Origin of the sequence: Pseudomonas sp. LSJ-87, from assembly GCF_032971465.1 — a bacterium.
Taxonomy (GTDB): Bacteria; Pseudomonadota; Gammaproteobacteria; order Pseudomonadales; family Pseudomonadaceae; genus Aquipseudomonas; species Aquipseudomonas putida_Z.
Genome location: NZ_JAWJYQ010000021.1, coordinates 160,336 through 173,337, shown reverse-complemented (window position 1 = coordinate 173,337; position 13,002 = coordinate 160,336). Strand labels below are relative to the sequence as shown.

Sequence of the window (13,002 nt, the reverse complement as noted above, 5' to 3'; positions counted from 1 at the left end):
ATCGTCCCCTGTGGGAGCGGGTTTACCCGCGAAAAGGCCACCAGACACCACAAGGAACCCCGCCATGAACCACGACGTCATCATCACCTGCGCCCTCACCGGCGCCGGCGACACCGCCTCGAAAAGCCACCTTGTTCCAGTCACCCCCAAGCAGATCGCCGAGTCTGCCGTAGAGGCCGCCAAAGCTGGCGCCACCGTGGTCCACTGCCACGTGCGCGACCCGCAAACCGGCCGCTTCAGCCGTGACGTGGCGCTGTATCGCGAAGCCATGGAACGCATCCGTGAAGCCGACGTGGACATCATCGTCAACCTTACCGCGGGCATGGGTGGCGACCTGGAAATCGGCCCGGGTGAAACACCACTGGAATTCGGCCCGGGTACCGACCTGATCGGCCCACTGGAGCGCCTGGCCCACGTCGAAGCGCTGCTGCCGGAAATCTGCACCCTCGACTGCGGCACCCTCAACTTCGGCGACGGTAACTCGATCTACGTCTCCACCCCGGCACAACTGCGCGCCGGCGCCAAGCGCATTACCGAGCTGGGGGTAAAAGCCGAGCTGGAAATCTTCGACACCGGCCACCTGTGGTTCGCCAAGCAGATGATGAAGGAAGGCCTGCTCGACGACCCACTGTTCCAGCTTTGCCTGGGCATCCCGTGGGGCGCGCCGGCCGATACCACCACCATGAAGGCGATGGTCGACAACCTGCCGGCCAACGTCACCTGGGCCGGGTTCGGCATCGGCCGCATGCAGATGCCGATGGCCGCACAGGCGGTGCTGCTGGGCGGCAACGTGCGGGTGGGCCTGGAGGACAACCTGTACCTGGACCGTGGCGTGCTGGCCAGCAACGGCCAGTTGGTCGAGCGCGCGGTAGAGATCATTTCGCGCCTTGGCGCCCGTGTGCTGACCCCGGCCGAAGGCCGGGAAAAGATGAACCTCAAACGCCGCTGACACTTTCAGGAGCCCAACATGACCTTCATCACCGAGATCAAGACCTTCGCCGCCCTGGGTAGTGGCGTGATCGGCAGCGGCTGGGTCGCGCGCGCCCTGGCCCACGGGCTGGACGTGGTCGCCTGGGACCCGGCGCCAGGCGCCGAGCAGGCGTTGCGCAAGCGCATCGCCAACGCTTGGCCGGCACTGGAAAAGCAAGGCCTGACCCCAGGCGCTTCACAAGACCGCCTGAAGTTCGTTACCACCATCGAGGAATGCGTCCGCGACGCCGATTTCATCCAGGAAAGCGCCCCTGAACGCCTGGACCTGAAACTCGACCTGCACGCAAAGATCAGCGCTGCCGCCAAACCCGACGCGATCATCGGTTCCAGCACCTCGGGCCTGCTGCCCAGCGAGTTCTACGAGTCGGCCACCCACCCCGAGCGCTGCGTGGTCGGCCACCCGTTCAACCCGGTGTACCTGCTGCCACTGGTGGAAATCGTCGGTGGCAAGCGCACCACCCCCGAGGCCATCGAAGCTGCCAGGGCCATCTACACCAACCTGGGCATGCGCCCGCTGCACGTACGCAAGGAAGTGCCCGGGTTCATCGCCGACCGCCTGCTCGAAGCCCTGTGGCGCGAGGCCCTGCACCTGGTCAACGATGGCGTGGCCAGTACCGGCGAAATCGACGATGCCATCCGCTTCGGCGCCGGCCTGCGCTGGTCGTTCATGGGCACGTTCCTCACCTACACCCTGGCCGGTGGTGACGCAGGCATGCGTCACTTCATGGCTCAGTTCGGCCCGGCGCTGCAGCTGCCGTGGACTTACCTGCCGGCACCAGAGCTGACCGACAAGCTGATCGACGATGTGGTCGAAGGGACCTCCGAGCAACTGGGCGACCGCAGCATCGCCGCGCTGGAGCGCTATCGTGATGACACCCTGTTGGCAGTGCTGGAAGCGGTGAAGACCAGCAAGGCCAAGCACGGTATGGCTTTCGGCGACTGAGGAGACCGCGATGCCCGCACTGATCACCTACCGCACCCCAGTCCAGGAGGACTGGGTCGACTATAACGGGCACCTGCGCGATGCCTTCTACCTGCTGATCTTCAGCTACGCCACCGACGCGCTGATGGAGCGCATCGGCCTGGATGCCGACAGCCGCGGCCAGAGCGGTAACTCGCTGTTCACCCTGGAGGCGCACATCAACTACCTGCACGAAGTGAAGCTGGGCACCGAGGTATGGGTGCAGACGCAGATCATCGGCTTCGACCGCAAGCGCCTGCATGTCTACCACAGCCTGCACCGGGCAGGGTTCGACGAAGCGCTGGCGGCCAGTGAGCAGATGCTGCTGCATGTAGACCTGGCGGGGCCGAAGTCGGCGCCGTTCAGTGAGCGTAGTGTCGGGTTGCTGCAAGGGTTGGTGGATGAGCAGCAGGATGTGCCCTCGGCTGAGTTCGTCGGCCGTGTGATGGGTTTGAACACCCGATCCTGAACAAAACTGCGTACCCTGTGGGAGCGGGTTCACCCGCGAATGCGATGGTGATGCTACCGACGCATTCGCGGGTGAACCCGCTCCCACAGAGGGCATGCATGCCTGCAAGTATTGAGCAAGCAAGACAGTGTGCCAACAGCGGCGGCGGTGTTGCGTCGGGCAAAAAAATAACCCCGGAAAGCCGTGAGCATCCGGGGCCAAGAGCGAGCAACATCCACTGTGCACGAACGAGGGTGACCAAACCCTCCGTTGCGGTAGATGGCTTGAGTTTGCGCACTTCCCGGCAGGTGGATTTAGCCGGGAACGACCTGTTCTTAGCCAAAGCAGCCATGGCGCCATTCTGTTGTTGCGGGCATGTCGCCGGCGTCACAGAATCGGTCGTAAATCACAGCAGCACTCTCTTAGCGATAAAAGGGACAACAGCCATGATGCATGCGGATTTGATTGACCAGGACGATCTGGCAGGCCACCTGCGCGCGCGCGGGTTCGAGATTCCGGCCGGCGCTACTGCCGAGCAGGCGTGCGAAGCGGTGGTGCGTGGGCTGACCGAGCCCAATGCACGGGCGCTGAAGGGGATGGTGGAGCAGATGTATACCGGTAGCGCGACGATCCTGCCGGCGGTGCGCCAGGCCATCGACAAACAGCTGTTGCCGGCGTTGGCCCAGTTCAACAAGCGCGGCTGATTCGTTTTCCTGTACTGGCCTCTTCGCGGGTAAACCCGCTCCCACAGGTACTGCACTGCTTTTGAATTCAGTGCAGTACCTGTGGGAGCGGGTTTACCCGCGAAGAGGCCAGTGCTGTTTCAGAGCCTTACACTGGCAAAGGTCGACTCGTTGCGCGCCTGGCTCAGGGCCGCCATCGGCCCGCTGTGCGGCGACAGGGTCATGGCCTGCGGGATCGGCATCATCGCCACCTGCTGTGCGGTGTTGGAGCCCACGCGCTCGTCACGCGGCGGAATGCCGAAATACTCGCGGTAGCACTTGGAGAAGTGCGGGGTAGACACGAAGCCGCACACCGACGCCACTTCGATGATCGACATCGGCGTCTGCTTCAGCAGCTGCCGGGCGCGGATCAGGCGCAGCTTCAGGTAGTAACGCGACGGCGAACAGTGCAGGTACTTCTGGAACAGGCGCTCGAGCTGCCGGCGCGATACCGACACGTATACCGCCAGTTCATCCAGGTCGATCGGCTCTTCGAGGTTGGCCTCCATCAGCGCGACGATTTCCTGCAGCTTCGGCTGGTTGGTGCCAAGCATGTGCTTGAGCGGCACGCGCTGGTGATCCTGCTCGTTGCGGATGCGCTCGTAGACGAACATTTCGGAAATCGCAGCCGACAGTTCACGGCCATGGTCGCGGCTGATCAGGTGCAGCATCATGTCCAGCGGCGCAGTGCCGCCGGAGCTGGTGAAGCGGTTACGGTCGAGGGTGAACAGGCGGGTGCTCATGTTGACCCGTGGGTAGGCCTCCTGCATGGCCGCCAGGCATTCCCAGTGCACGCTGCAATCGAAACCATCCAGCAGCCCGGCACAGGCCAAGGCCCAGCTACCGGTACATACCGCGCCCAGACGGCGCGACTGACGGGCCTGGGTTTGCAACCAGGTGACATGCTCGCGGGTAACGCTGCGCTGGATGCCCACGCCGCCACAGACAATCACGGTATCGATGGGGGGCGCACTGTGCATGGCGGCGTCAGGGGTTATCTGCAAGCCATCGCTGGCCCACACCTGTCCACCATCGGCGGTGAGGGTGTGCCAGCGGTACAGCTCGCGGCCGGACAGCTGGTTGGCCATGCGCAGCGGCTCGACGGCCGATGCCAGGGAAATGAGGGTGAAATTGTCCAGTAGGAGAAACCCGATGGACTGGGGGGCTGTGCGGTTCTGGGTTGGGTTCCCGGAGGTGTACGACGTCATCGCGATTTCTCCTCACACAAATGCAGGGTGTGCCTCAGGCGAGCACTGATTTCTTGTTATGTATGGCCCCGGTTCATGTGCAGGGGCCTTGGTGCCAATCTCAACGCAAACGCCGTGCCTGAAATTGAACGGCTATCCAAAAAAACCTGAAAACGACGCCTTTGTCAGGCAAATCAGGTGCTTTGATCGAGTTGGCCAATCTTCGTGGAACTGGCGTGCTAGGCGCTGTGCGTGTAACGGCTGAGCAATTTGGTGACATGCGCAGTGTAGGATGCCCAGAAACGACACTCTTGAGTGTCACCGACAACGCCCACACTGATAACGACACCCGACGATCGGTATGCGTCGCTCTGCACCATAAGGGGGCATTGGCTTCCGTACTGCACCTGTTTCAATCTCAAGGGCCCCTTCGCGGGCACGCCCGCTCCCACAGGGATTGCACAGTTCCTGTGGGAGCGGGCGTGCCCGCGAAGAGGCCCTTGAGGTCAGATCAAGCTATCAGCACTCGATCGCGCTGACTGCCAAACCACCGCGCGAGGTCTCTTTGTACTTGTCGTGCATGTCGGCCCCGGTATCGCGCATGGTGCGGATCACCTGGTCGAGGGAGATGAAGTGCTCGCCATCACCCCGCAGGGCCATCTGCACCGCGTTGATGGCCTTTACCGCGGCAATCGCATTGCGCTCGATGCACGGCACCTGCACCAACCCGCCGACCGGGTCGCAGGTCAGGCCCAGGTTGTGCTCCAGGGCGATCTCGGCAGCGTTCTCCACCTGTGGCGGGGTCGCACCAAGCACTTCGGCAAGGCCCGCCGCGGCCATGGCGCAAGCCGAACCGACTTCACCCTGGCAACCCACTTCGGCACCGGAGATCGACGCGTTCTTCTTGCACAGGATGCCCACCGCGGCAGCACCGAGGAAGAAGTCGACCACGCTGGACTCGTCCACCGCATCGCTGAAGCGCATGTAGTAGTGCAACACCGCCGGGATGATGCCCGCCGCACCGTTGGTCGGCGCGGTAACCATGCGCCCGCCGGCGGCGTTTTCTTCGTTGACCGCCAGGGCGAACAGGTTGACCCACTCCATGGCGCTCATGGTCGAGCCGATCACGTTGGGCTTGCCGATTTCCTGCAGGCTGCGGTGCAGCTTGGCGGCGCGGCGGCGCACGTTCAACCCGCCAGGCAGCGTGCCTTCGTACTTGAGGCCGTTGTTGACGCATTCCTGCATGGCTTCCCAGAGCTTGTGCAGGCCAACGCGGATCTCTTCCTCGCTGCGCCAGACCTTCTCGTTCGCCATCATCAATTGCGACACGCTGAGGTCGTTTTGCTTGCACAGGCGCAGCAGTTCGGCGGCGCTGTTGAAGTCGTACGGCAGCACCGTCTGGTCGGCATCCAGCACACCGCTGGCGGCCTGGGCGGCATCGACCACGAAGCCGCCACCCACCGAGTAATAGGTGTCGCGGTGCAGCTCGCCCTGCTCGCCTTCGGCAATCAGGGTCATCGCGTTGGGGTGGTACGGCAGGTTCTCGTCCAGCAGCAGCATGTCGCGGGCCCAGACGAATTCGATGGGCAGGCGGCTGTCCAGCTGCAGGGTGTTGGTTTCGCGCAGGTCGGCGATACGCGGTGCGATCTGGGTCGGGTCGATGGCGTCAGGCCATTCACCCATCAGGCCCATGATGGTGGCATTGTCGGTGCCATGCCCCACACCCGTGGCCGACAGCGAGCCATACAGGCGCACTTCGATCCGCTTCACACGTTCCAGCTCGCCGCGTTCGCGCAGGCCCTGGACGAACAGGGCGCCAGCACGCATGGGGCCGACGGTGTGGGAGCTGGAGGGCCCGACACCGATCTTGAACAGGTCGAACACGCTGATGGCCATTGTCGAATCACCTCTTGCTGGGCTTGTCTCTGCGCGCCATGCGCAGGGCGGGGCAGCTGCTAGGCTGAAGCAGCGGGCCGCCTTGAATGCACGCATCATCGGGCTTTTACCAACCCCCTCGCCGTCTGCAACCGACGTACTTTTGTCCAGCAGCGCCGCGCTGTTTTTTACCGGGGAGCTGCCCTCGCCACGCCGCTTTCCAGCGGCCTGGTGACGTAAAAATGCGGCTGAGGGGGTGGAAAAATCCATAAGCGACATCGCCCATACTGGATACGACCCGTTCCGTACTGGTTACGACCCCACCAGTAGGCGATTGCCCAGCGCTGGAGGATTATCGAAAGCGACTCGTAAAGCACGGCCACGCATCCTGCCCTCTGCAGGCCTGGTCGACCGGACCCTGAGAAAGCCCGGCGACCCACGCGAACCCGAAGACAAAATCACAGGAGTCCATCCATGAAAGGTTCACCCTCGCTGTTGCTGGTTGCGTTGCTGTCCGCGCCTTTGCTGGCCCAGGCCGCCGAACCCGAGCAATGCCAGACGGTACGGTTCTCGGATGTCGGCTGGACCGACATCACGGTAACCACCGCGACCACCAGCGTTGTGCTCGAAGCACTGGGTTACAAGACCCACACCACCATGATCTCGGTACCGGTGACCTACAAGTCGCTGGCCACCGGCAAGGACCTGGACGTGTTTCTCGGCAACTGGATGCCGACCATGGAGAACGACATCAAGCAGTACCGCGACGCCGGTACTGTAGAAACAGTGCGCGCCAACCTGGAAAACGCCAAGTACACCCTGGCCGTGCCCCAGGCGCTGTATGACAAGGGCCTGAAGGATTTCAGCGACATTCCCAAGTTCAAGAAAGAACTCGACGGCAAGATCTACGGCATCGAGCCCGGCAACGATGGCAACCGCACCATCCAGAGCATGATCGACAAGAACGCCTTCGGCCTGAAGGACGCCGGCTTCAAGATCGTCCAGTCCAGCGAGGCCGGCATGCTGTCGCAGGTCGACCGCGCGCAGAAACGCGGCGATGCGCTGGTGTTCCTCGGCTGGGAACCGCACCCGATGAACACCCGCTTCAAGATGCAGTACCTGACCGGCGGGGACGAGTTCTTCGGCCCCGACTTCGGCAAGGCGACCGTATTGACCAACACCCGCAAGGGTTATGTGCAGGAATGCAGCAACGTTGGCCAGCTGTTGAAGAACCTGTCGTTCGAGCTCAAGGATGAAAGCACCATGATGGGCTATGTCCTGGACGACAAGATGAAACCCGAGGCGGCGGCCAAGAAGTGGCTCAAGGACAACCCTGGCAAACTGGATGCCTGGCTGGCCGGCGTAACCACCGTGGATGGCAAACCCGGCCTTGAGGCGGCCAAGGCCAAGCTGACGCAATAACGAAATACGCAATAGCGCTACCTCGGGGCAGGCCCGTGCCTGCCCCGGGTTGATTTCAATCTATGCAGGTGGAAGCTCGCTATCATGCTTATCGATCAGAAAATACCCCTGGGCCAGTACATCGCGTCGTTCGTCGAGTGGCTGACCCAGAACGGCGCGAATTACTTCGACGCCATCGCGCAAGGCCTGGAGTTCATGATCCATGGCGTAACCAGTGCCCTGACTTTCTTCAATCCGTTCGTGCTCATCGCTCTGTTCGCCGCCCTGGCGCATTTCATCCAGCGCAAGTGGGCGCTGACCGCATTCGTTGCTCTTTCGTTCCTGCTGATCCTCAACCTGGGTTACTGGCAGGAAACCATGGAAACCCTGGCGCAGGTCACCTTCGCCACAGTGGTTTGCGTGGCCATCGGCGTGCCACTGGGCATCGTCGCCGCGCACAAACCGATGTTCTATACCGCCATGCGCCCGGTACTCGACCTGATGCAGACGGTACCTACCTTCGTCTACCTGATCCCCACCCTGACCCTTTTCGGCCTGGGTGTGGTGCCGGGGCTGATCTCGACGGTGGTGTTCGCCATCGCCGCGCCGATCCGTCTCACCTACCTGGGCATCTGCGACGTCCCGCAGGAGCTGATGGACGCCGGCAAGGCCTTTGGCTGCTCGCGGCGCCAGCTGCTCACCCGTATCGAACTGCCGCACGCGATGCCAAGCATCGCCGCCGGCGTTACCCAGTGCATCATGCTGTCGCTGTCGATGGTGGTGATTGCCGCCCTGGTCGGCGCTGACGGCCTGGGCAAACCTGTGGTCAACGCACTGAACACCGCCGATATTTCCCTGGGCTTCGAAGCGGGCCTGGCGATCGTGCTGCTGGCGATCATGCTCGACCGTATCTGCAAGCAACCGGACCTGCCGGTAAGGGGTGAAGCATGAGCATCATTCGTTTCGAAGACGTCGACGTCATCTTCTCCAACAAGCCGCGCGAAGCGCTGGCCCTGCTCGACCAGGGCCAGACCCGCGAGCAGATCCTCAAGCAGACCGGCCTGGTGGTGGGTGTCGAAAAAGCCAACCTGGATATCCAGAAGGGCGAGATCTGCGTGCTGATGGGCCTGTCCGGTTCTGGCAAGTCGAGCTTGCTGCGCTGCATCAACGGCCTCAACACCGTCAGCCGCGGCAAGCTGTTCGTCGAGCACGAAGGCAAGCACATCGACATTGCCCACTGTACCCCCGCCGAGCTGAAGATGATGCGCACCAAGCGCATTGCCATGGTGTTCCAGAAATTCGCCCTGATGCCCTGGCTGACGGTGCGCGAGAACATCAGCTTTGGCTTGGAAATGCAGGGCCGCCCCGAGAAGGAACGGCGCAAGCTGGTCGACGAGAAGCTCGAGCTGGTGGGCCTGACCCAGTGGCGCAACAAGAAGCCGGACGAACTGTCTGGCGGCATGCAGCAGCGCGTGGGCCTGGCCCGGGCGCTGGCGATGGATGCCGACATCCTGCTGATGGACGAACCGTTCTCGGCACTGGACCCGCTGATCCGCCAGGGCCTGCAAGACGAGTTGCTTGGCCTGCAGGCCAAGCTGAGCAAGACCATCGTGTTCGTCAGCCATGACTTGGACGAAGCGCTCAAGCTGGGTAGCCGCATCGCCATCATGAAGGACGGGCGGATCATCCAGTACAGCAAGCCGGAAGAGATCGTGCTCAACCCGGCCGACGAGTATGTGCGCACCTTCGTCGCCCATACCAACCCGCTGAACGTGCTGTGCGGGCGCAGCCTGATGCGCAGCCTGGACAACTGCAAGCGGGTGAATGGTTCGGTGTGCCTGGACCCGGGTGGCGATTCGTGGCTGGACCTGGGCGAAGGCAACTCGATCAAGCGCGCACGCCAGGGGCAGAACGGGCTGGAGATGCAGAACTGGGCGCCGGGGCAGGATGTGGAGCTGCTGGGCCGCCGCCCAACGTTGGTCAATGCTGATATCGGCATGCGCGAGGCGCTGCAGATTCGTTATCAGACCGGCAACAAGCTGGTGTTGCAGGATAACGACAAGGTGGTGGGGATTCTTGGGGATACCGAGCTGTATCACGCATTGCTCGGCAAGAACCACGGTTGATGCCATTGGGGCCGCGTTGCGGCCCATCGCCGGCAAGCCAGCTCCCACATTGGCAGCGCAGGCCCTGAGCCTTGTGCGGTCCCTGTGGGAGCTGGCTTGCCGGCGATGGGCTGCAAAGCAGCCCCAATTAATCGATCAGCGAACGACGATCCCGCGCGAAGCCATGTAGGCCTTGGCTTCCGGCACCGTGTACTCACCAAAGTGGAAGATACTGGCAGCCAGCACCGCACTGGCATGCCCTTCCAGAATGCCGTCAGCCAGGTGCTGCAGGTTACCCACCCCGCCCGAGGCAATCACCGGAATACCCAGCGCATCACTGATCGCGCGGGTAACACCCAGGTCGAAGCCGTTCTTCATGCCGTCCTGGTCCATGCTGGTCAGCAGGATCTCGCCAGCACCCAGGCCTTCCATCTTCTTAGCCCATTCAACGGCATCCAGCCCGGTCGGCTTGCGCCCGCCGTGGGTGAAGATTTCCCAGCGTGGTTCTTCGCCCGGCCCGGACACCTTCTTGGCGTCGATGGCGACAACGATGCACTGCGAACCGAAACGGTCCGCTGCCTCGCCGACAAACTCCGGGTTGAACACCGCGGCCGTGTTGATCGAGACCTTGTCGGCACCGGCATTGAGCAGGTTGCGGATGTCCTGCACGGTGCGCACGCCACCGCCCACGGTCAGCGGGATGAACACCTGGCTGGCCATGCGCTCGACGGTATGCAGGGTAGTGTCGCGGCCATCGACGCTGGCGGTGATGTCGAGGAAGGTGATTTCATCGGCACCTTGCTCATCGTAGCGACGGGCGATTTCCACCGGGTCGCCGGCATCACGGATGTTCTCGAACTTGACGCCCTTGACCACCCGGCCGTTGTCCACGTCCAGGCAAGGGATGATGCGCTTGGCCAGTGCCATGGTTCAGTCCTCAGCCTTGGTAGTTGTCGCAGAAGGCCTGGGCCTCGGCGACATCGAGGGTGCCTTCATAGATGGCACGGCCGGTGATGGCGCCGATGATGCCCGGGGCCTTGGCGTCCAGCAGGGCCTTGATGTCGCCCAGGTTGTGGATGCCGCCCGAGGCAATCACCGGGATCGAGGTAGCTTCTGCCAGCGCCTTGGTGAACGGCACGTTGCAGCCCTGCATCATGCCGTCCTTGGCGATGTCGGTGTAGACGATCGCCGAGACGCCATCGGCCTCGAAACGCTTGGCCAGGTCGATGACCTGCACCGAGCTCACTTCAGCCCAGCCGTCGGTGGCGACGAAGCCGTCCTTGGCGTCCAGGCCAACGATGACCTTGCCCGGGAAGGCCTTGCACGCTTCGGCGACGAACTCCGGCTGCTTGACCGCCTTGGTGCCGATGATCACGTAGCTGACGCCAGCCTTGACGTAGTGCTCGATGGTTTCCAGCGAGCGGATGCCACCGCCGATCTGGATCGGCAGGGTCGGGTAGCGCTTGGCAATGGCGGTGACCACTTCACCGTTGACCGGCTGGCCTTCGAAGGCGCCGTTGAGGTCGACCAGGTGCAGGCGGCGGCAGCCACCCTCGACCCACTTGGCGGCCATGCTCACCGGGTCGTCGGAAAATACCGTGGAGTCTTCCATGCGGCCCTGGCGCAGGCGCACGCAGGCACCGTCCTTCAGATCGATAGCGGGGATAATCAGCATCTTGGGAACCTGTCTGTTCTTGGGGTTTCAGGGCTTCTCGAGCGCCCACAGATCGCTTTCGATGCTCTCGAACCGCTCCTTGAGGTGCAGCTGAACATCGGCAATCGCCCTGTTGTAGTAATGGGGTGCAATTTCTTTGCTGAACAGCTCGAGGACTTCGGCCACTTCGAACGACCCCAGCTCCAGCTCGAAACGGTCTTCGAGGAAGCGCTTGAGCGTGTGCAGCGCTTCGCGCTCCTGCTCGGGGGCCAGGGTGATGACCGGGGCCTTGGTCTTCGACCTGCTCATTTACCAGCGCCCGTCCCAGGCGACGAAGTTCTGCAGCAGCTGCAGGCCATGGGTATGGCTCTTCTCCGGGTGGAACTGCACGGCAAAGCGCGAGCCATCGGCCAGCGCAGCGGCGAAATCGACACCGTAATGGCCGCGGCCGACCACCTGGGCCGGCTTGCCGGCATTGATGTAGTAGCTGTGCACGAAGTAGAACCGCGCACGGTCGGGGATGTCGTGCCACAGCGGGTGGTCGTTGGTCTGGCCGACCTCGTTCCAGCCCATGTGCGGCACCTTCAGGTGCTCGCCGTCTTCTTGCAGGTCCTTGCCGAAGAAGCGCACCTGGCCGGGGAACATGCCGATGCAGTCGACACCGTCGTTTTCTTCGCTGTGGTCGAGCAGTGCCTGCATACCCACGCAAATGCCGAGGAACGGGCGGTCCTGGCTGACTTCGCGCACCAGGCTGTCGAAGCCCAGGCGGCGGATTTCGGCCATGCAGTCGCGAATCGCGCCCACGCCCGGGAATACCACGCGGTCGGCTTCGCGGATGACCGTGGCATCGCTGGTGACCAGCACCTTACCGGCCCCTACATGCTCGAGCGCCTTGGCCACCGAGTGCAGGTTGCCCATGCCATAGTCGATTACGGCTACCGTCTGCATTTACAGGCACCCTTTGGTGGATGGCATCTGCCCGGCCATGCGCTCGTCGAGGGTAATGGCCATGCGCAGGGCGCGGCCGAAAGCCTTGAACACGGTCTCGATCTGATGGTGGGTGTTGTGGCCACGCAGGTTGTCGATGTGCAGGGTCACCAGGGCGTGGTTGACGAAGCCCTGGAAGAACTCCTGGAACAGGTCGACATCGAAGCCACCGACGCTGGCGCGGGTGTACGGCACGTGCATCTGCAGGCCCGGGCGACCGGAGAAGTCGATGACCACGCGCGACAGCGCTTCGTCCAGCGGCACATAGGCATGGCCGTAGCGGAAGATGCCCTTCTTGTCACCGATGGCCTGGGCAAATGCCATGCCCAGGGTGATGCCGACGTCTTCGACGGTATGGTGATCGTCGATATGCGTGTCACCCTTGCACTCGATATCCAGATCGATCAGCCCATGGCGGGCAATCTGGTCCAGCATGTGTTCAAGGAAAGGCACACCGATATCGAATCGGGCCTTGCCACTGCCATCGAGGTTGATCGAGCACTTGACCTGGGTTTCCAGGGTATTGCGCTCGACGGAAGCCTTACGTTCGACCATCACCAGCTCCGCAAAATCATTAGGCGAAAAGGGCTTCATTATAGGCCTAGAACGCGCCGGCTTGAAACGCGGATGACATATGGCAGAACGAGGAATTAAGCAGGCCGGATACCGTTA

The 13,002-nt window shown here is 62.7% G+C and carries 14 protein-coding genes; 7 read left to right on the top strand and 7 right to left on the bottom strand.

Going from position 1 to position 13,002, the window contains the following annotated elements; translation table 11 throughout:
- Positions 1-64: 64 nt before the first annotated feature.
- The 4 genes from RYH74_RS14105 to RYH74_RS14090 all read left to right on the top strand — a co-directional run bounded on the left by RYH74_RS14105 (position 65) and on the right by RYH74_RS14090 (position 3,103).
- Positions 65-949, top strand: coding sequence for a 3-keto-5-aminohexanoate cleavage protein (locus tag RYH74_RS14105; RefSeq protein WP_317409594.1), 885 nt, complete (start codon positions 65-67; stop codon positions 947-949).
- A gap of 18 nt (positions 950-967) precedes the next feature.
- Positions 968-1,933, top strand: a complete 966-nt coding sequence (locus RYH74_RS14100; RefSeq protein WP_317409593.1) for an L-carnitine dehydrogenase — start codon at positions 968-970, stop codon at positions 1,931-1,933.
- 10 nt (positions 1,934-1,943) lie between these two features.
- A complete protein-coding gene (locus RYH74_RS14095; protein WP_075044351.1) occupies positions 1,944-2,420 on the top strand; it encodes a thioesterase family protein in 477 nt (158 codons plus the stop codon).
- Positions 2,421-2,845: 425 nt separating this feature from the next.
- Entirely contained in the window at positions 2,846-3,103 is a 258-nt protein-coding gene (locus RYH74_RS14090; RefSeq protein WP_003257487.1) for a hypothetical protein, read from the top strand.
- Positions 3,104-3,222: 119 nt separating this feature from the next.
- Here the strand turns inward: RYH74_RS14090 and RYH74_RS14085 are convergent, their stop codons facing one another.
- Both RYH74_RS14085 and RYH74_RS14080 read right to left on the bottom strand, forming a co-directional pair.
- A complete protein-coding gene (locus tag RYH74_RS14085) occupies positions 3,223-4,329 on the bottom strand; it encodes a GlxA family transcriptional regulator (protein ID WP_025337376.1) in 1,107 nt (368 codons plus the stop codon).
- A gap of 498 nt (positions 4,330-4,827) precedes the next feature.
- Complete coding sequence (locus RYH74_RS14080; protein WP_317409592.1) at positions 4,828-6,204, bottom strand: L-serine ammonia-lyase; 1,377 nt, start codon at positions 6,202-6,204, stop codon at positions 4,828-4,830.
- A 453-nt stretch (positions 6,205-6,657) separates the two neighbouring features.
- On the opposite strand from RYH74_RS14080, the gene choX reads away from it, so the two are divergent.
- From choX to choV, 3 genes are all read left to right on the top strand, one after another.
- A complete protein-coding gene (choX, locus tag RYH74_RS14075) occupies positions 6,658-7,605 on the top strand; it encodes a choline ABC transporter substrate-binding protein (protein ID WP_025337374.1) in 948 nt (315 codons plus the stop codon).
- Between the two features lie 81 nt (positions 7,606-7,686).
- Positions 7,687-8,535 (top strand): choline ABC transporter permease subunit, encoded by an 849-nt coding sequence (gene choW, locus RYH74_RS14070; protein WP_169774667.1) that lies wholly within the window; start codon positions 7,687-7,689, stop codon positions 8,533-8,535.
- The gene (gene choV, locus RYH74_RS14065) at positions 8,532-9,710 is read left to right on the top strand and encodes a choline ABC transporter ATP-binding protein (protein ID WP_075044350.1); all 1,179 of its coding nucleotides are present in this window, start codon (positions 8,532-8,534) and stop codon (positions 9,708-9,710) included. The genes choW and choV overlap by 4 nt, the downstream gene beginning before the upstream one ends.
- Before the next feature lie 135 nt (positions 9,711-9,845).
- On the opposite strand, the gene hisF is transcribed toward choV, so the two are convergent.
- The 5 genes from hisF to hisB are packed head-to-tail and all read right to left on the bottom strand — an operon-like array spanning position 9,846 to position 12,885.
- Positions 9,846-10,616: an imidazole glycerol phosphate synthase subunit HisF gene (gene hisF / locus RYH74_RS14060; RefSeq protein WP_013970495.1), complete on the bottom strand. Its 771-nt coding sequence runs from the start codon at positions 10,614-10,616 to the stop codon at positions 9,846-9,848.
- Positions 10,617-10,626: 10 nt separating this feature from the next.
- A complete protein-coding gene (hisA, locus tag RYH74_RS14055; protein WP_003257484.1) occupies positions 10,627-11,364 on the bottom strand; it encodes a 1-(5-phosphoribosyl)-5-[(5-phosphoribosylamino)methylideneamino]imidazole-4-carboxamide isomerase in 738 nt (245 codons plus the stop codon).
- A 27-nt stretch (positions 11,365-11,391) separates the two neighbouring features.
- Entirely contained in the window at positions 11,392-11,652 is a 261-nt protein-coding gene (locus RYH74_RS14050; protein WP_046614499.1) for a DUF2164 domain-containing protein, read from the bottom strand.
- Positions 11,653-12,291, bottom strand: coding sequence for an imidazole glycerol phosphate synthase subunit HisH (hisH, locus tag RYH74_RS14045; RefSeq protein WP_025337371.1), 639 nt, complete (start codon positions 12,289-12,291; stop codon positions 11,653-11,655). It abuts the gene before it with no gap.
- Entirely contained in the window at positions 12,292-12,885 is a 594-nt protein-coding gene (hisB, locus tag RYH74_RS14040; protein WP_003255736.1) for an imidazoleglycerol-phosphate dehydratase HisB, read from the bottom strand.
- Between the last annotated feature and the right edge of the window lie 117 nt (positions 12,886-13,002).